Below are 18152 nucleotides of genomic sequence, written 5' to 3'. Positions count from 1 at the left end.
GAAGATCATCGCCATTTCGCAGCCACGACATAGCGACGACTTATGTCGAGACCGTTGACTCAAACCATGACATCCCTGTCGAACTCCCCCAGTGACAGTCCCGTGGTGCTGGTCTCCGAAGCCGGGACCGACCACGGGTTCGCACGTGCCCGCGCGCTGCTCGCGGCCGGCTATCGGGTGGTGGCCGTCGACCGGCATGCGGGGAGCTTGGTGCGAATTGGCCACGGCCACAGAAGTGATCGTGTTTTCCTGGTGGCCGCCGATATCACCGACCCCGAACAGGCCGAACGCGTCATTAACCGGGCCCACGCGCACTTCGGCGAAGCGCCCCCTACTCTTGCGCTATGCGCCGACTCTCGGCAATCCTCGGCTGCCTAGCTCTCGTCGCCCCAACCGTCGCGGCCTGCGGCTCGGCGCCCGCCCCCGAGGCAACGTCGGCCCGCACGCCCCCGATGGGGTGGAACTCGTGGAACTCCGGTATCCCGCTGAGCGAACAGACCGTCGAGCAGACCATCGACGCTCTGGTGTCCTCCGGGATGCGCGACGCCGGCTACCGCTACGTCAACCTCGACAACGGCTGGTCGGCCAGCCACCGTGACGCGGACGGTAACCTGCAGGCCGATCCGGCACGCTTCCCCGGCGGTATCGCCGCGGTGGCGACGTATGCCCACGACCATGGAATGCTGCTGGGCCTGTATGCGAGCCCGAGCTACGAATTGTGTGGACTCGGGATCGCGAACGCGAGCGCAGGCCACGAATCGGCCGACGCGGCCACCTTCGCGCGGTGGGGCGTGGACTACTTGAAGTACGACTGGTGCAGCACCGACACCGACCACTCCGATGAGGTCAACAGATTCAGCACCATGCGGGATGCACTGCGCGCCACGGGAAGACCAATCTTCTACAGCATCAACCCCAATATCTCAGGCGATCCCGGCGCCAGGACTGACTACGACTGGTCTGGCATTGCCGACATGGCGCGCAACAGCATTGACCTGGTTCCATTGTGGCGCAGCCAATTCAGGCAGGACGGCCCGGTGTTCGGAGTGAAAGAGCAGTTCGATGCGGCCATCCCGCTGGCCAGCCGCAGCCGGCCCGGCTATTTCAACGACCCCGACATGCTGGTCGCCGGGATCTCGTGGCCGGATTTCCTGAACAGCCACCCTGGCATGGCCGAAACCCTGGCGGGTCAGGTCGGGCCCAGCATGACCGCCGACGAACAGCGCACCCACGTCTCACTGTGGGCAATGATGGCCGCACCATTGTTGGCCGGCAATGATATTCGGTCGATGTCGGCGCAGACCCGCGACATTCTCACCAACCGCGACATCATCGCCGTCGACCAGGACGGGCTCGCTCTGGCGGGCCGCCCGCTCGCCGGTGACCGCCGGGTCATGGTCAAGCCGCTCGCCGACGGCTCGGTTGCCGTCGCGATGGTGAACCCGGATTCGCAGCCGGTCACGATCGCGACCACCGCGGCAGCTATCGGGCTATCCCCGACCGCGTGTTACCGCGTGCGCGACCTGTGGACCCACACCGACAGCACCACAACCGGTGACCTTCGAGCGGGGCCGATTGCCCCGCACGCGACGGTGGTGGTGCGGGTCGAACCGCGCTGCGGCTAACCAGCGTTGGCCGGGGCGACAGTCACCGGAATCCCGTTGAGGGCACCGTTGCCCGAGGGTTCGTCGAGGAACGTCGGCGGCGACAGGATGTTGGTGTTGACGCCGGGTGATCCGTTGGCCACCGACATCCGGGTGCCAGGCTTGCCGTGCCCCCAGCCGTGTGGCATCGACACCACACCCGGTTTGATCGCGTCGGTCACCTCGACCGGCACCTCGATACGCCCCGCCGAAGACCGCACGGTGACGGTATCGCCGCCGGACACCCCGCGGCTGGCGGCATCCTTCGGATGCATGAGCAGCGTGCACCGGTCACGGCCCTTCATCAGTGCCGAAACATTGTGCAGCCATGAGTTGTTCGACCGCAGGTGGCGCCGGCTGACCAGCACCAGTTCGTCGGGTTCGCGCTCCATGCGGCGGGCCAGTCGCGGAACGTCGTCGAGCAGATACTGCGGAGCCAGTCGAATCTTCTTCTCGGCGGTGTTCAGGATCTCGGGGATCTGCGCCACCATCGGCCCGAAATCGACCCCGTTGGGCTGCCGTTTCAATTTGTCCAGGTTCAGCCCGTCCGGGTTCTCGCCGTAGCGATCACCGAACGGCCCGGTGCGCAGTGTCAAATCCAGAATGCGTTCCGGACCGCCCGCCGGACCAGTCGTGCTGTAGTGGTTGCGAATCTCCGCCCCGTCGAGTCCTTGGGTGAAACACAGGTAGTCGAAGAAGCCGTCGTCGATGGCGGCAACATCGACGTCCTCGGCAGGCACGCCCGCGCACAGGCCGGTGAGCCGGACCAGGATCTCCCACTCCTCGGGCCGGTCGGGGTCCTCGGGAGTAAACACCGGTGCCGAGTAGTTGGCGATGCTGCTGATCGCGAACATCAGGATCAAGTCGTCGTGGTGCGGCTGTTCCAGCGGCGAAAGCCCCGGCAGGATGACGTCGGCGTGCCGGGTGGTTTCGTTGAGCCACAGGTCAACCGAGATCATCGCGTCGAGCCCGGGCAGCAGCTCGTCGAGGCGATGGCCCTGCGGGGTGGACAGCACCGGATTGCCCGCCACCGTGATCAACGCCCGGATCTGGCCCTCGCCCGGAGTCTCGATCTCCTCGGCCAGGCATGACACCGGCACCTGGCCGAGCACCTCCTTGGCGCCGCGCACCCGGGTCTGCCAGCGGCCGAACTCGGGCAGCCCACCCTCCAGGCCTGGCTGCGGCTGAGCGGTGACCGTCCACGCCGCGGGGCGGGGAAACATCGCACCGCCGGCGGTGTCGAAATGGCCGGTGAGGATGTTGACGACGTCGACCAGCCAACTGGCCAAACTGCCAAACTCCTGATTGCACAATCCAATTCGTCCGTAGACCACTGCCTTCTCGGTCTCGGCGAGCTGGCGGGCCAGGCCTTTGATCCGCTCGGCATCGATACCGGTGACCGGTGCGACCCGCTCCGGGGTCCAGTCGGCGGCAGCCTCCCGCAACGTCTCGACACCGTCGATGTGGTCGGCCAACCGGCCCAACCGAACCAGGTCCTCGTCGAACAGGGTGTGCACCACCGCCAGCAGCAGGGCAGCGTCGGTGCCTGGAGTGATCGGCAGCCATTCGCTGGCCTTGGCCGCGGTCGCGGTGCGCACCGGGTCGATGACGATCACATTGTCGATGCGCCCGATGATGCCCATGACGTCCGGGGCGGCCAGCAACGAGCCCTGCGAGGCCGCAGGGTTGGCGCCCATCACCACCAGCAGGTCGGTGCGCTCGATATCGGGCACCGGGAAGCCCCACCAGTTGCCGTACATCAGGTGCGACGACAGGTTCTTGGGCCACTGGTCGACGGTGCCGGGCGAGTAGCTGACCGGGATGCCCGACATGCCCAGCAGCACACCGGTGTAGCGGCCCAGGGAGAACGAGTGCGCCAGCGGGTTGCCGGTGTAGCAGGTGACCGCCCCGATGCCGTGCTCGGCGATCACCGGTGCCAGCAGCTCGGTGCAGCGCCGGAACGCCGCATCCCAGCTGACCTCCTGCCACTGCCCGTCGACCTTGATCATCGGGGCACGGACCCGGTCGGGGTCGTCATGGATGGCACCCAGCGCCGCGCCCTTGGGACACAGGTGCCCGCGGCTCCAGACGTCCTCGGGGTTGCCCCGAATACTGGCGACGCGGCCGTTGGCTACCTGAATCTCCAAGCCGCACATGGCCTCACACAGCGGGCAGGTGTAGACGTGGCGGCCGTCCTGGCCAATGGGGGCCAGTTCGACGTCCTCGGTGGTCACCGCCCCACGGTATGTCGCCGACATATCGGGCGACCGAAGTTTCGTCAACTTTGACATCGGGCCGCAATGGGCCGAAATTACACAGGTGTGAGTAAACCCTGGGGATAAGTCGACAGTCCGGGCCTGGGCTCCGGACTAGACAGTTGCCAGGATGTCCCGCAATACGGTGCGTTCAGCCGGTTCGAGGGGTAGCAACGGTAGCCGGGGCTCTCCGACGCCTCGGCCGAGCAGCTCCAGTCCCGCCTTCACCGTCGTCGGGAGACCGCCACTGACGATGAATCGCAGCAGCGGGGCCAGCTCGTCGTAGATGGCTTGGGCCTGCTGCCGGTCGCCGCGGCGGACGGCGTCATAGAGGTCCAGGCACGGCTGGGGCCGTAGGTTCGGTGCCGCGGTGCACCAACCGGCCGCACCGGCGCTGAGGGCATCGAGGACCAACGGATTACTGCCGTTATAAAAGGGCAGCGCACCCCCGGAGAGCTCCTGGATGCGCAGCATGCGGCCGAGATCGCCCGTCGATTCCTTCACCATGGTGAGGTTGTCGATGTCGGCGAACATCTGCACGAGCAGTTCGGGGCGCATATCGATGCCACTGGTGGCGGGATTGTTGTACGCCATGATCGGGATATTGATGGCCGCGCCGATCGCACCGTAATGCCCGCTGATCTCGCGGTCGGACAGTTTCCAGTACGAGACCGGCAGGATCATCACGGCATCGGCTCCAGCAGCTTCGGCCCGGCGGGCCCTGCGAATGGTGTTCACAGTCGTCAGGTCGGAGGCGCCGACGACGACCGGCACTCGTTTGTCGACGACGCCCACGGTGGTGTCCACCACGGTGTCGAACTCGGCTTCCGTGAGATATGCGGTCTCGCCGGTGCTGCCGAGCGGAGCGATCGCGTGCACCCCGCTGGCAACGAGTGCGTCGACCAGAGCGGCCAGTTTGCCGGTGTCCACCGTGTCACCGTCCGCGGTGAACGGGGTGACCGGGTAGGCGATGATGCCGTGGATGGCGGGAGATGTGGTCATAGTGTCGAAAGTTCCTTTCTGGTAAGGGGTTCAGGAGGACAGCGCGTCGGGGTGCCGACGCAGGGCTTGGCGGGCGTAGTAGGCAAAGTTGGCCTGACTGCGCTTTGGAGTCAGGGTCCAGTCATGTGCCTCGCGCGCCAGTCGAGGCGGTAGTTCGGCGATCGTGCCGGCCGACATCGCCAATAGCTGCAGTCTGGCGGCGCGTTCGATGAGCATCGCCAGTGAGCACGCCTCCTCGACGGAAGCGCCGGCCACGACATGACCATGGTGAGCCAGCAGGACAGCTTTCTTGTCGCCGAGCGCTGCGGTGATGATCTCCCCTTCCTCGTTGCCGACGGGCACGCCCGGCCAGTCGGCCAGAAAGGCGCAGTCGTCATAGAGCGGGGCAATGTCCATCTGCGAGACGGCAAGCGGAATCTCCAGCATGGACAACGCGGCGACGTGGAGGGGATGGGTGTGCACGACACAGCTGACGTCGGGTCTACCCCGGTAGATCCACGAGTGAAAGCGGTTGGCCGGGTTGGCCATTCCTTGACCTTCCAGGACGTTGAGGTCTTCGTCGACGACCAGCAGGTTCTCTTCGGTGATCTCGTCGAAGCCCAGTCCCAGTCGCTGGGTGTAATAGGTACCTGGCTCCTCCGCCCGGGCTGTGATCTGCCCGGCCAGCCCAGAATCGTGGCCGGCGTCAAACAAGGCGCGGCACGTCAGGGCCACCTTCTGGCGGGTGGTCAGGCCAGAGTCCGCGACGTGCTGCGACAGCGCGTCGAGCGCACGGCGCATGAGGTCGGGCTTCGAGTCGTTGAGAGTGCTGGTCACGATCGGATTCCTTCCGCGGCAATAAACACTGTGTTCACTATAGGACACACTGTGTCATAGCGGCAATCCAGTAAACTGGGCCTCCGAAAGGCGGTGTGGTCATGACGCAGTTGGTAAGAGCGGTTCGACAGCGCCAGGGCCTCACCCTGGACGAGCTCGCCTTGGCGACCGGGTTGACGAAGAGCTACCTGTCCAAAGTGGAACGGGGGCAGAGCACACCGTCTATCGCCGCCGCCATGAAAGTGGCTCGGGCTCTCGATGTGGATGTGGCACAACTGTTCTCAGACGATCCAACGGTCACCACACTGACTATCGAGCGCGCAACCGACCGGACCGCCACCAAGCACCACCCCATCGCCTCGGGCATGCTCGGCAAGGCGATGTCACCCTTCGTGGTGCGACCGGGCAGGCAGTTCGGCACCCACGTCCACTTCGAGCACCCTGGGCAAGAGTTCCTGTTCGTCCACGCGGGCACGATCGAACTCAAATACGGCGACGACGTCACCGCCCTGGAAACGGGCGACTGCGCCTACTTCGACGCCTCACAACCGCACAAGCTCAGGCAGGTCGGCGAAACTCCGGCAGAAGCCATCGTCGTGACCTACGACGAGCCGCGCCGACGAGGCGAGTGAGTCTTAGATCGGGATCAGGCCGTGCTTACGCTGCACGCGGCTGATCTGCTTGTTCCGCAGAATCCGCATCGCGCTGCGCAACTGCAGCCGGGTCTGGTGCGGCTCGATGACCGCATCGACATAGCCACGCTCGGCGGCCACGTACGGAGTCGCCATGTCGCGGTTGTAACCCTCGATGAACTGCCGCCGGATCTCCTGCACCTCCGGCGCAGTGGGATCGGGGAACCGCTTGACGATCAGCTGCGCGGCACCCTCGGCACCGATGACAGCGATCCGGGCCGTCGGCCACAGGAAATTGAAGTCGGCGGTCAGCTGCTTGGAGCCCATCACCGCATACGCCCCGCCGTAGGACTTACGGATCGTGATGGTCACCTTCGGCACGTCGGCCTCGACGACGGAGTACAGGAACCGGCCACCGCGCTTGATGATCCCGTTCTTCTCCTGCTCGACGCCGGGCAGGAACCCTGGAGTGTCGACGACAAAGACCAGCGGCACGTTGAACGAGTCGCAGAACCGCACGAAGCGAGCGGCCTTGTCGGAGGCCTCGTTGTCGATGGCGCCCGACATGTGCATCGGCTGGTTGGCGATCACCCCGACCGGGCGGCCATCGACGCGGGCATATCCGGTGATGATCGCCTGGCCGGCCTGTGCGGCGACCTCGAGGAAGTCGCCGTCATCGAAGATCCGCAGCAGGATCTCGTGCATGTCGTAGGCGACGTTGTCGGCGTCGGGAACGAGACTGTCGAGTTCCAGGTCGTGCGGCGTAATCTCGGGCTCGAGACCCGGATTGATGATCGGCGGGTCGTCAAAACTGTTGGCGGGCAGGAATTCCAGGTAGTCGCGGACGTATTGGAAGGCGTCCTTCTCGCTCTCGACGACCTGGTGGACGTTGCCATACTTGGCCTGCGCGTCGGCGCCGCCCAGCTCGTCGAGGGTGACCTCTTCACCGGTGACGTCCTTGATGACGTCCGGGCCGGTCACGAACATGTAGCCCTGGTCGCGTACCGCCACGATCAGATCGGTCTGGATCGGTGAGTACACCGCGCCGCCGGCGCACTTACCCAGAATGATCGAGACCTGCGGCACCAGGCCGCTCAGCAGCTCGTGCCTGCGCCCCAACTCGGCGTACCAGGCCAGCGAGGTGGCCAGATCCTGGATGCGGGCGCCGCCGGAGTCGTTGATCCCGATGATCGGGCAACCGGCCATGGCTACCCACTCCATCAGCCGAGAAACCTTGCGTCCGAACATCTCTCCCACGGAGCCGCCGAACACGGTGTAGTCGTGGCTGAACACGCCGACCGGGCGGCCGTTGATGGTGCCGTGCCCGGTGACCACGCCATCGCCGAACAAGGCGTTCGGATCGCCCGGCGTGCGGGCCAGCGCGCCGATCTCCAGGAAACTGCCCGGATCCAGCAGCGCGTGGATTCGCGCCCGCGGGCTGGGGATGCCCTTTTTATCCCGTTTAGCCGCGACCGCCTCACCGCCCGGTTCCTTGGCCAGTTCCAGCTTTTCGCGGAGTTCGGCGAGCTTCTCGGCAGTCGTACTGGCAGTCACTTGGACTCGTTCTCCTCGGCTGTCTTGTCAATCGCTTCGCTCTGGATCCGGCTGATCGCCTCGCTCATATGGGCGCCAACCTTGGCGATGTAGGGCTCGTCGATCGCCTGGATGTGCTCGCCACCGATCGGCACAACCTCCAAGTCGGCGACGAACTCACCCCAGCCACCATCGGGTTGACGGATGGCGTAACGCGGCTCGAAGAAAATCGCGTCGTCGTGGTAACGGTCGGCCATGTACAGCGTGACGTGGCCGTCGTAGGGCTGAATCTCCGCGGTTTCGAGCAAGCGGTTATCCAAATAGGACGTGCGCTGATGTTCGATCACGCCGCCCGGAATATCGACCCCGGCACCCCTGACAGCTTCCAGCACGAACCGCACCTGAGCCTCGTCGTCGAGCTCCTCGAGTTCCTCGTATGGGATCGCCGGGATTTCGACGTTGAAGGTGCGCTGCGCGAACAGCGCGTAGCGATCCCAGCGCGCCCGGGTCTCCTCCTTGGTCTGCGGGATCTCCTCACCTGGGCGCACCATGTCGATCAGGCCGACGAACCTCACGTCGGCACCTGCGCGCTTCAGTCCGATCGCGCAGGCGTACGCCAGGGCGCCGCCCAGCGACCAGCCCACCAGAATGTAGGGACCGTTGCCCTGGATCTCCATCAGCTTCGGCAGGTACTCGGCAGCCCGCTCCTCGACAGAGCCCTCGACACGTTCGAGGCCGTACATCGGGGTATCGGCGGGAAGGCGCTTGAGCAGCGGCTCGTAGACCACCGTCGACCCGCCGGCCGGGTGGAACACGAACACGGGAACCCGCGTCGACCCCTCGGGCCTCGCCCGGATGGTGCGCACGAACCCTTCGAGCTCACCGGCCTCGAGGAACTCGCGCACCGTTGTGGCGAGTTCCTCGATGGTCTTGGCGGACCTGACGTCATCGACAGTGATGGTGCCCTCGGCGCGCTCGGAGAGCCGCTCGGCCAGCTTCGTCGCCGTCGCGTCGTCGATGGCGGGCAATTCGTTGAAGATTCCGCCAGGGGACTTGCCGGTGACGATCGCCCACGTCGCGAACGTCACGCGTTCGGCAGCCTCTCGCGGCGGGACGTCGGCGCCCAGCGCCTCGGTGACGGCTTCCTGGGTCAGCACCTTGGCAGCCACCGCTGCGGCAGAAGCAGATGGGGCCGGAGCACCAGCCGTGGACTTCACCTCTCCTGTCGCTTCGCTCGCCCCGGGCCCCGGACCCGCCGGATTCGTCGGCGGCGCTGGGATTTTCGGCTCGGATTCGGTCGCGATCGGGTGGCCCGCTTCGGCGAGCTTGGCCTCGAGTTCGGCGATCGTGCTAGCCCCGCCCATCAGCTCGGCTTGTTCGGCAGCGATCTCCTCGGCCGTCTTGCCCTTCTGCATCTCGGCCAGCTGGTTGACCTCGTCGCGGTGCTCGATGGCGTACTCGATGAGCTTCTCGACCGCATACAGGTTGGCGTCGCGCACGGCGGTCAACTGGATCGGCGGCATGTCGAAGTCGTACTCGACGCGGTTCTTGATGCGCACTGCCATCAGCGAATCCAGGCCGAGCTCGATCAGCGGCACCTCCCACGGGAGGTCCTCGGCCTCGTAGCCCATGGCCCCGCCGACGATAGCCGCAAGCCGATCGTGCACCGTCTCGCCCGTGGCCGGCGACCACTTGGCGAACCCGGCAGCCAGGCCCGCGCCCGCGGTCAGGTTGTCCTGCAGGATGTCTGCGTCGTCATCCGGTTCGGCGAGCGCCGCACTGGCCGGCGAGGTCACCGCGACGCCAGTGGCCACGGCGGCCGGCAGTGCAGACACCGCACCACCGCGTGTGACGACGGCGTCGTAGACCAAAGTAAAGGACGACTCAGCCCCGTTATCCACACGAGCGTGCACCTGCACTGAGGCGCCGCCGGGATGGCGGGTCAACGTCGTCACCAGCCGGGCACCGTCGCCGACCACCGCGCGTTGCTCGGAAGCGGTCAGCTTGGCATCCGGAAGCACCTGCACGGCAGCCGATTTCACCAATGCTGCCAGGTCGGTCTGGCCCTTGGGCGAATACTCCCACACGTGGCGGCCGTCGGGGGTGGCCACATGGTTACCCGGCATCATCGCCGAGCTGTCGCCGGTGAACTGCGCGTCCAGCCAGTGCGGCTTGCGCTTGAACCGGGTCGGCGGGATGTGGGCGTAGTCGGACGGAGTGGAACCAGGGGTAAACAGCGTCCAGAGATCCAGGTCGTGACCGTAGACGTAGAGCTGGGCCATCGCCGCGACCATCGACTCGACCTCATCCTGCTTGCGGGCCAGGGTGGCGATCAGCTGCCCGTCGTGCAGCCCCGCAGCCGCCGTGGTCAATCCAACTTGCATGAGCGCCACCGGATTCGGCGCCAGCTCCAGGAAGGTGGTGTGGCCGCTTTCGACGGCATTGCGGATGCCGTGGGTGAAGTAGACGCTGTGCCGCAGGCCCTTCTTCCAATAGTCGACATCGTGGATCGGCTCGCCGCCCGGGCGGATGTAGCTGCCCTCGTGCACGGTCGAGAAGTAGCCGGTGTGAAGCGGGTGCGGCTCGATGCCCTGCAGCTCGGCGGCCAGCTCGCCCAACAGCGGGTCCATCTGCTGAGTGTGGCTGGCGCCCTTGGTCTGCAACTTGCGGGCGAACTTGCCCTCGGATTCGGCGCGGGCGATGATCGCGTCGACCTGTTCCGGCGGACCGCCGATCACGGTCTGGGTGGGGGCGGCGTAGACGCACACCTCCAGACCCGGGAAATCAGAGAAGACGGTCTTGATCTCCTCGGCCGAGTACTCCACCAAGGCCATCAGCCGGATGTACTCACCGAACAGCATCGCCTCGCCCTCACCCATGAGGTGGGCGCGGGCGCAGATGGCGCGGGTGGCGTCGGCCAGGGACAGACCGCCGGCGAAGTAGGCGGCCGCCGCTTCTCCCAGCGACTGGCCCACCACCGCAGCAGGTTTCGCGCCGTGGTGCTTGAGCAATTCGCCGAGTGCGATCTGGAGGGCGAAGATCACCGTCTGGACCACTTCGATCGGGTATTCGCAGGTTTCGTTCGTGTAGTCGATCGCATCGTCGAGGATCAGCTCAACGACCGAATAGCCGCGTTCGTCTTGGATATGCGCGTCGACCTTGTTGATCCACTCGGCGAACACCTCGTCGCGCAGATACAGGCTCTTACCCATCTTGCGGTGCTGCGCACCGAATCCGGCCAGCACCCAGACCGGTCCGTTGGTGACCGGCCCGTCGGCGCTGTACACCAGCGGACTCTGCTTGCCATCGGCGATCGCGCGCAGACCCTTGACCGCCTCGTCGTGGTCGTGGGCCATCACCACGGCGCGCGACCGGCCGTGGTTGCGGCGCGACAGCGAGCGGCCGATGGCCTCCAGCGAGGTCGCCCGGCCCTCCGGACTGTCCACCCAGTCCGCCAGTTCGGCGGCCGTGGCCCGCTTGCGCGACGTCAGAAAGCCCGAAACAGCCAACGGCACAACCGGAACCGGCTTGTCTTCGGTCGCTTCCCATTCGGCGCGCGCGGCCTCGAGCAGCTCCAACGCCTCGTCGGTCAGTCCGGGCAGTTCCGGCTCGCTGTCATCGGCGTATGCGTCGGCCAGCGCGTACTCGTCGCCGGAGTCGGCATCGACATCACTGCCGTCGATGAACTCGCCGTACTCGTCCATCCGCACCCCGCCCACATACACGGCGTCCACGTCGGCGGACTTGGTGTTGTCGCCAATCGACTCGGATTGCGCTTGCGGCTCAATCAGATCCGTAGGCAACACTTCGCGCAGAACCAGGTGCGCGTTGGCGCCACCGAAGCCGAAGCCGGACACCCCGGCGATGGCGTGCCCGCTGTACCGCGGCCAATCGGTGACACGTTCGGCCACCCGCAGATGAATGCCCTCGAAGTCGATGTAGGGGTTGGGCCCGGCGTAGTTGATCGACGGCGGAACCTTGTTGCGGCTCAGCGACAAGGCCACCTTGGCCAGGCTTGCCGCACCGGCAGCCGACTCCAGATGTCCCACATTGGATTTCACCGCGCCCAGCAGTGCGGGCCGGTCCGCGGGACGGCCCCTGCCGATGACCCGACCCAGCGCGTCGGCCTCGATCGGATCGCCCAGAATGGTGCCGGTACCGTGCGCCTCGATGTAATCGACTGTGCGCGGATTGATTCCGGCGTTCTTATAAGCCTTGCGCAGCACGTCTTCCTGTGCGTCGGGGTTAGGGGCGAGCATGCCGTTGGAACGCCCATCGTGATTGATGGCGCTACCGGCGATGACCGCGAGGATCTCGTCGCCGTCGCGCCGGGCGTCAGACAGCCGCTTGAACACCAGCATGCCGCCGCCCTCGGAGCGCGAATACCCATTGGCGTCAGCCGAAAACGACTTGATCAGGCCGTCCGGCGCGAGCACACCGCCAACCTCGTCGAAGCCCACAGTCACCAGCGGGGTGATCAATGCGTTGACGCCGCCGACGATCGCCATGTCGGCCTGCCCGGAGCGCAGCGCCTGCACACCTTGGTGTGCAGCGACCAGCGAGCTCGAGCAGGCGGTGTCGACGGACACCGACGGGCCGCGGAAGTCGAAGAAGTAGGACACCCGGTTGGCGATGATCGCGCTCTGGTTGCCGGTTATCGCATAAGGGTGGGCGACCGACGGGTCGGACAGCGACAGGAAGCTGTAGTCATTGTTGGAAGATCCGATGTACACCGCGACATCGGTGCCGCGCAGGCTGGAGGCCGGGATGCGGGCGTTTTCCAGCGCCTCCCAGGTGAGCTCCAGCGCCATCCGCTGCTGCGGATCCATGTTGTCGGCTTCCATCTTCGACAGTGCGAAGAACTCGGCGTCGAAGCCCTTGATGTCGCTGAGATAGCCGCCGCGGGTCGCGGCCTTGGCCACCCGCTCGGCGATTCGTGGTTCGGAGAGGAACTCCGACCAACGCCCCTCGGGCAGATCCGAGATCCCGCTGCGGCCCTCCAGCAGCGCCGCCCACATCTCGTCGGGGGTGTTGATGTCACCCGGGAACCGGGTGGCTACACCCACGATCGCGATGTCCTCGACATCGGCAGCCCGCGACCAGTCCTCGCTGTCGCCGTCGAATTCCACCTCCGGCTCGCCCTCGACGATCACCGTGGCCAGCGACTCGATGGTGGGGTGGCGGAAGGCCACCGTGGCGGTCAGCGTGACACCGGTGAGGTCCTCGATATCGCTGGCCATCGCCACCGCGTCGCGAGAAGACAGGCCCAGCTCGACCATCGGGGTGGACTCGTCGATTGCGTCGGGACTCTGCCCGGTCGCGTTGGCCACCCAGTTGCGCAGCCATTCGCGCACCTCCTGCACCGTCATGTCGGTGCGCGGTGGGATATCAGGCGTATTGGGCGTTTCGGGCGTGTGTGATTCAGACATGAGGCCTCACCTCGCGCGAAGGGGTTGCCACCCCTTCGTCTTCTGAGTACTTCCTTCGGTCGTCATTCCGATTCATCGGGGAAGGCATTGGCCACCTTCCCGCTGCGCAGGGTGCCGTCCAGGTAGGCCGAACGGCAGGCTCGGCGGCCGATCTTGCCGCTGGAGGTACGCGGGATCGCGCCGGCCGGAGTCAGCAGCACGTCACGCACCGTCACACCGTGGCGAACCGCGATGGCCGCGCGGATGTCGTCGGAGATCGGTCCGAGCTCCATCTTGTGCGAACCCGGAGCCCGCTCGGCGACGATCACCAGCTGCTCGGAGCTGTCGTTGGCGTCGCGTTTGAGCCCGGCATGCGCGTTCTCGAATACCTCGTCAGGCAGCTGGTTGGCCGGCACCGAGAACGCGGCGACGAAACCGGTCCGCACCGCCTTGGTGGACTCCTGCGCGGAGTACTCCAGGTCCTGCGGGTAGTGGTTGCGGCCGTCGATGATCACCAGATCCTTCACGCGGCCGGTGATGTAGAGCTCGCCATCGTGGAAAGCGCCGAGGTCGCCGGTGCGCACCCAGGTCGCTTCATCGGCGGCACCCTCGGCGTGCGACGGGCTGGTCCGGGACTTGAGGATGTTCTGGAACGTCGCGACGGTCTCTTCGGGTTTGTTCCAGTACCCGGTGCCCATGTTCTGGCCGCTGATCCAGATCTCGCCGATCTGTCCGTCGGGCAACTCAGTGGCGGCGTCGTTGTCAACGATCACTGCCCATTCGGCAACGCCGACCTTGCCCGCCGAGGCCTGTGCGACCGCCGTCGGCGAATCGTCAGGCACCACCACGAAGCTGCCGGAGTTCAGCTGGTCGCGATCCACCGAGACGATCTTCGGCTCGTCGGCCGCCGGTGTGGTCGACACAAACAGGGTGGCCTCGGCCAAGCCGTACGACGGCTTGATGGCCTTGGGCTGGAAGCCGAAGGGGCGGAACGCGTCGTTGAATCGCTGCACGGTGGCGGCCGAGATCGGCTCGCTGCCGTTGAGAATCGCCTTGACGTTGGACAGATCCAGCGGCTCTTCGTCGTCCTTGGGCAGACCGCGGGCCGCGGCGTGATCGAACGCGAAGTTGGGGGCCACCGAGATGGTGCCCCCGGTGTCGCCCTCCCGATGGGCCAACTCACGGATCCAGCGGCCGGGCCGGCGGACGAACGCGGCGGGCGTCATAAACGTGAAGTAGTGGCCGATCATCGCCGGCAGCAGGGCGGTGACCAGGCCCATGTCGTGGAAGAACGGCAGCCAGGAGACGCCTCGGTCGCCTTCCTCACCCTCGAGCGCCTCGATCACCTGCACCACGTTGGTGGCCAGGTTCAGGTGCGTGATCTGCACGCCGCTGGGGATCCGGGTGGAACCCGAGGTGTACTGCAGATAGGCGACAGTGTCCCCGTCCATCGCCGAGTCATGGGGCACCCAGGTGGCGCCGACCTCGTCGGGGATCGCGTCCACCGCGATGACGCGGGGCCGCTCCTTGGCCGGCCGGCTACGGAAGAACTTGCGCACGCCCTCGGCGGCGTCGGTGGTGGTCAGGATCGCCGAAGCGCCGCAGTCATCCAGGACGGCGTGCAACCGGCCGACGTGGCCGGGCTCGGACGGGTCGAACAACGGGACGGCGATGCGACCGGAGTACATGGTGCCGAAGAAGGCGACCAGGTAGTTAAGGTTCTGCGGGCACAGGATGGCGACCCGGTCGCCGGGTTGGGTCACCTGCTGCAGTCGGGCGGCGACGGCGCGGTTGCGGGCGCCGAAGTCGGCCCAGGTCAGTTCACGCACGACACCGTCACGTTCGACGGAGAAATCCAGGAAGCGGTAAGCGATCTTGTCGCCGCGGACCTTGGCCCAGCGCTCCACGTGCTTGACCACGCTGGCGCCCTCGGGGAAGGTGATCAGGCCGTTCTTGATGAACGGATTGTGGAACGGCATACCAATCTCCTGTCAGACACTTCTATGTGGGCTCTGCGGCGGCCGCGCAGGACATCGCGCCACCGGTCGCCCTCGCGTCGCGGGCCCCAAACCTCCCAGATCGTACAGAGCCATCGAGGTCCCCTTGGGACCTAAGACGACCCCACCGCCCGTCGAGCCCGGGGCTCCGCTTACGCGTACAGCTCTTATTTTCTTCTTAATGTTAGGCGTAGTAGCGGCAGCGGCCAAATCGTCGGCCACCGAAGCTCCCACGTCATCCGTGTTTCGGGTGCGGCGCGTTCTCGATCAGGTTGCGCGCCCAATTCAGTGTCCACTGCGTGGACGTTTGGCCGTCGAGGTTCCAGAACTGCGGCGTGTTGTACAACGCATGCACGGGCTGGCCGGCACCACCTGCCAGCACGTCGAGCGTCGTCGGCAGGTTGGTGATGTTGAACGCTTGCTCCGGCGCCGCGCAGATCAGATCACCAGCACCACAGATCTCGTTGGTGCGGTTGTTCAGCGCACCGAAGCCGCCCGGGCGCTCCCCGGTCATGGTCAGGCCCATCTCGGACAGCGCAGGGAATTCGTGCAGCGTGATCTCGGCCCCCTGGCCGGGCGGGTTCGGACCGATGTCCTGCCCGACCCCCGCCTGGCGGCGGCCGTCGGCGATCAACATCACACCGAGAACCAAGTCCTCCTCGACCGGGCCACGCCCGTTGCCGATGTCGCTGGCAATATCGCCGGCGATCACCGCACCCTGCGAGAAGCCGGCCAGGATATAGCTGGTCAGCGGGCAGCGGTTGTTCATATCGGTCATCGCCTGTACCGCAGCCCGAGTGCCCTCGGCGCGGCTGTCGTTATAGGACATCTGCTTGTCCGACGACAGCGGATTATGGAACTGCGCGGTGTACGGCACGGTGTACACCTCCAGCCGGTCGCGGCCGAACTGTCCGGCCAGAGGCCGGGTGACGTTGCCGATCAGCGACAGCGGGAACTGAGTCGGGTTCAGCGGATCGTCGGTCGGAGACGACTCCCAGGTACCGGGGATGGCGATCATCTGCACATCCGGGCAGCTGGCGTCCTGGAACTCTGGGCGCGGCTTGTGCTGTCCAGGTGAACTGGTCGGCGGGAGCGCGGTCGGCGGCACGGCCGTCGGTGGGGATTCCGGCCGGCGCACGACGATGACGATGATGGCGACGACGAGAGCGACGACGACAGCCATCGCGCCAGCGGCGACGAGGGCGAGGATGCGATGACGTCTACGCCGGGCATTGGTCCGGGAGGTTCGAGCCATGGAAGGGGCGTTGTTCTTCCTGTTAGCAGAGCCGCTGGGTAGCGATCCGGATGTAGTCGGCAGTGGCCTGGGCCACCGGCAACTCTGGGGCCCCCTGCGGCTCGGGGGCGGTGTGCGGTGGCGCCGACGGCCCTGAATCGATGACGTCGCTGCGCACCATGGGAGCGATGTAGTCCCAGACTGCCTGATCGCTTTGACCGGCCGCATGGGCCTGGCAGACGTGGGAGCCGATGCTGAGCGCTTCCAGCTCGCTGGACGGGTGCACACCCGCAGCGCTGAGCGCATCGAGGAATCCGCGCTGAGTCGGTGTGACATCGAGCTTGGTGGATTGCAGATTCACGTCCGGACCCAAGATCGCGCCCTGGCCGTGAACGGCCCCGTAGGTGGCGGGCGGGACGGCGGTGGTCACCAAATCCTCACCGGAACTGCAGGCCACCATCAGCCAGGCCGTGGGGCCCACGAGGCTGATAACGAGCGAGCGCTGCACGCCTCCACGTTACCGGCTGCCCCTACGTGGCCCAGAGCTCCGAAAGATTGCGGAAAGCTAACAGTTCACCCGCATTTGTGACCTATTTGATAGCTGCCGCAACGTCGTTCGACATCGCAGCCAGCTGAGCGGCCCAGTTGCCCCAGTCGTGGTTGCCACCGGCAGGGAAGTCGAAGTGGCCGTTGCGGCCGCCCAGGGAGCGGTAGTGCGCGTAGAAGGTGCGGTTACTGCCCTGGGCCTGATCGCAATAGCCGATCATGGCCGGCACGTCACTGCAGGTCAGCGTCTGGGGGCTGAAGATCCACAGCCGGGTGTTGTTGTCGACCAGCAGCTGGGCGTGCACATCAGGGTCGTGCCACTTCCACCGGCCGAGCTGCGCGGCACCCCACATGGCCTGGGTGTTCACCCCGCCGAATTCGTTCATGCCGGCCGTGATCGCACCGTTCATGAAGGTGTTCGACGGGGTCAGGAAGCCCGACATCGACCCGGCGTAGCGGTAGCGATCCGGGTGGAAGGTCGCCTCCATCAGGGCTCCGGTGCCACCCTGGGCGGCACCGACGATCGCGTGCCCGCCGGGGGCCAGGCCCTTGTTGGCGGCCAGCCAGTTGGGCAGCTCGTCGGACAGGAAGGTCTCCCACTGGCGGGTGCCGTCGGCCTCCCAGTTGGTGTACAGGGTGAACGCCCCGCTGGCCGGCGCGACCACCGAGACGCCCTTGCCGGCCAGGGTGTTCATCGCGTTACCCGCGGTCACCCAGTTGCTGACCGGGTCGCCCGCGTTGAACGCGTCCAGCAGCACCACGGCATGCGGGCCGCCACCCATGAAGGCCACCGGGATATCGCGACCCATCGCCGGTGACGGCACCATCAGATACTCGACGTCGGCGGCGCGGGAGATCGGCGCGGTGGCGCTCATAAGTCCAAGCGCCAGAACTGCGGCGCAGACTCCCCGAAACAGGCCCGACAGACTCATCATGGTCACCTCAAGTCGACTAGTCACGTGTTTAACCCCGCCCCACCTGCTCATGAGTGAATCACACCGCTTACTCAGATGGGTTTGGATACGCCAACGGCGACGACCTTGAAGGTCGTCGCCGTTGGTCGTAGTTGACTGCTACTGGAGGTGA

General features: G+C 66.1%; 12 protein-coding genes. 3 read left to right on the top strand and 9 right to left on the bottom strand.

The window, feature by feature from the left end; genetic code table 11:
* The first annotated feature begins 66 nt into the window (after window positions 1-66).
* On the top strand, window positions 67-378 hold the full coding sequence (locus G6N38_RS12220) for an SDR family NAD(P)-dependent oxidoreductase (protein ID WP_163747761.1): 312 nt from the start codon (window positions 67-69) through the stop codon (window positions 376-378).
* The gene (locus tag G6N38_RS12215) at window positions 345-1625 is read left to right on the top strand and encodes a glycoside hydrolase family 27 protein (RefSeq protein ID WP_163747760.1); all 1281 of its coding nucleotides are present in this window, start codon (window positions 345-347) and stop codon (window positions 1623-1625) included. The genes G6N38_RS12220 and G6N38_RS12215 overlap by 34 nt, the downstream gene beginning before the upstream one ends.
* Here G6N38_RS12215 and G6N38_RS12210 read toward each other — a convergent pair.
* From G6N38_RS12210 to G6N38_RS12200, 3 genes are all read right to left on the bottom strand, one after another.
* Window positions 1622-3901 (bottom strand): molybdopterin-dependent oxidoreductase, encoded by a 2280-nt coding sequence (locus G6N38_RS12210; protein WP_407662968.1) that lies wholly within the window; start codon window positions 3899-3901, stop codon window positions 1622-1624. The genes G6N38_RS12215 and G6N38_RS12210 overlap by 4 nt on opposite strands.
* A 111-nt stretch (window positions 3902-4012) precedes the next feature.
* Window positions 4013-4900: a dihydrodipicolinate synthase family protein gene (locus G6N38_RS12205; RefSeq protein WP_163747759.1), complete on the bottom strand. Its 888-nt coding sequence runs from the start codon at window positions 4898-4900 to the stop codon at window positions 4013-4015.
* A 30-nt stretch (window positions 4901-4930) separates the two neighbouring features.
* On the bottom strand, window positions 4931-5716 hold the full coding sequence (locus G6N38_RS12200; RefSeq protein ID WP_163747758.1) for an aldolase: 786 nt from the start codon (window positions 5714-5716) through the stop codon (window positions 4931-4933).
* A gap of 101 nt (window positions 5717-5817) precedes the next feature.
* Here G6N38_RS12200 and G6N38_RS12195 point away from each other — a divergent pair, with 101 nt between their 5' ends.
* On the top strand, window positions 5818-6348 hold the full coding sequence (locus tag G6N38_RS12195) for a helix-turn-helix domain-containing protein (RefSeq protein WP_163747757.1): 531 nt from the start codon (window positions 5818-5820) through the stop codon (window positions 6346-6348).
* Window positions 6349-6351: 3 nt separating this feature from the next.
* Here G6N38_RS12195 and G6N38_RS12190 read toward each other — a convergent pair whose 3' ends face one another.
* From G6N38_RS12190 to G6N38_RS12165, 6 genes are all read right to left on the bottom strand, one after another.
* Window positions 6352-7902 (bottom strand): acyl-CoA carboxylase subunit beta, encoded by a 1551-nt coding sequence (locus G6N38_RS12190; RefSeq protein WP_163747756.1) that lies wholly within the window; start codon window positions 7900-7902, stop codon window positions 6352-6354.
* The gene (gene pks13, locus G6N38_RS12185; protein ID WP_163747755.1) at window positions 7899-13310 is read right to left on the bottom strand and encodes a polyketide synthase Pks13; all 5412 of its coding nucleotides are present in this window, start codon (window positions 13308-13310) and stop codon (window positions 7899-7901) included. Before pks13 ends, G6N38_RS12190 begins: the two co-directional genes overlap by 4 nt.
* 62 nt (window positions 13311-13372) lie before the next feature.
* Window positions 13373-15268 (bottom strand): long-chain-fatty-acid--AMP ligase FadD32, encoded by a 1896-nt coding sequence (fadD32, locus tag G6N38_RS12180; protein WP_163747754.1) that lies wholly within the window; start codon window positions 15266-15268, stop codon window positions 13373-13375.
* Window positions 15269-15521: 253 nt separating this feature from the next.
* On the bottom strand, window positions 15522-16541 hold the full coding sequence (gene culp6, locus G6N38_RS12175; RefSeq protein ID WP_163747753.1) for a carboxylesterase Culp6: 1020 nt from the start codon (window positions 16539-16541) through the stop codon (window positions 15522-15524).
* Between the two features lie 22 nt (window positions 16542-16563).
* Window positions 16564-17028 carry a DUF732 domain-containing protein gene (locus G6N38_RS12170; RefSeq protein ID WP_246227885.1) on the bottom strand — a complete coding sequence of 155 codons (465 nt, stop codon included), beginning with the start codon at window positions 17026-17028 and terminating at the stop codon, window positions 16564-16566.
* A gap of 82 nt (window positions 17029-17110) precedes the next feature.
* Window positions 17111-18001 carry an alpha/beta hydrolase-fold protein gene (locus G6N38_RS12165; protein WP_163751963.1) on the bottom strand — a complete coding sequence of 297 codons (891 nt, stop codon included), beginning with the start codon at window positions 17999-18001 and terminating at the stop codon, window positions 17111-17113.
* Window positions 18002-18152: the final 151 nt, after the last annotated feature.

Source organism: Mycolicibacterium helvum, assembly GCF_010731895.1.
Lineage (GTDB): Bacteria > Actinomycetota > Actinomycetes > Mycobacteriales > Mycobacteriaceae > Mycobacterium > Mycobacterium helvum.
Note: the sequence above shows the minus strand (reverse complement) of the source record. Positions and strands in the feature narration are given on the sequence as shown.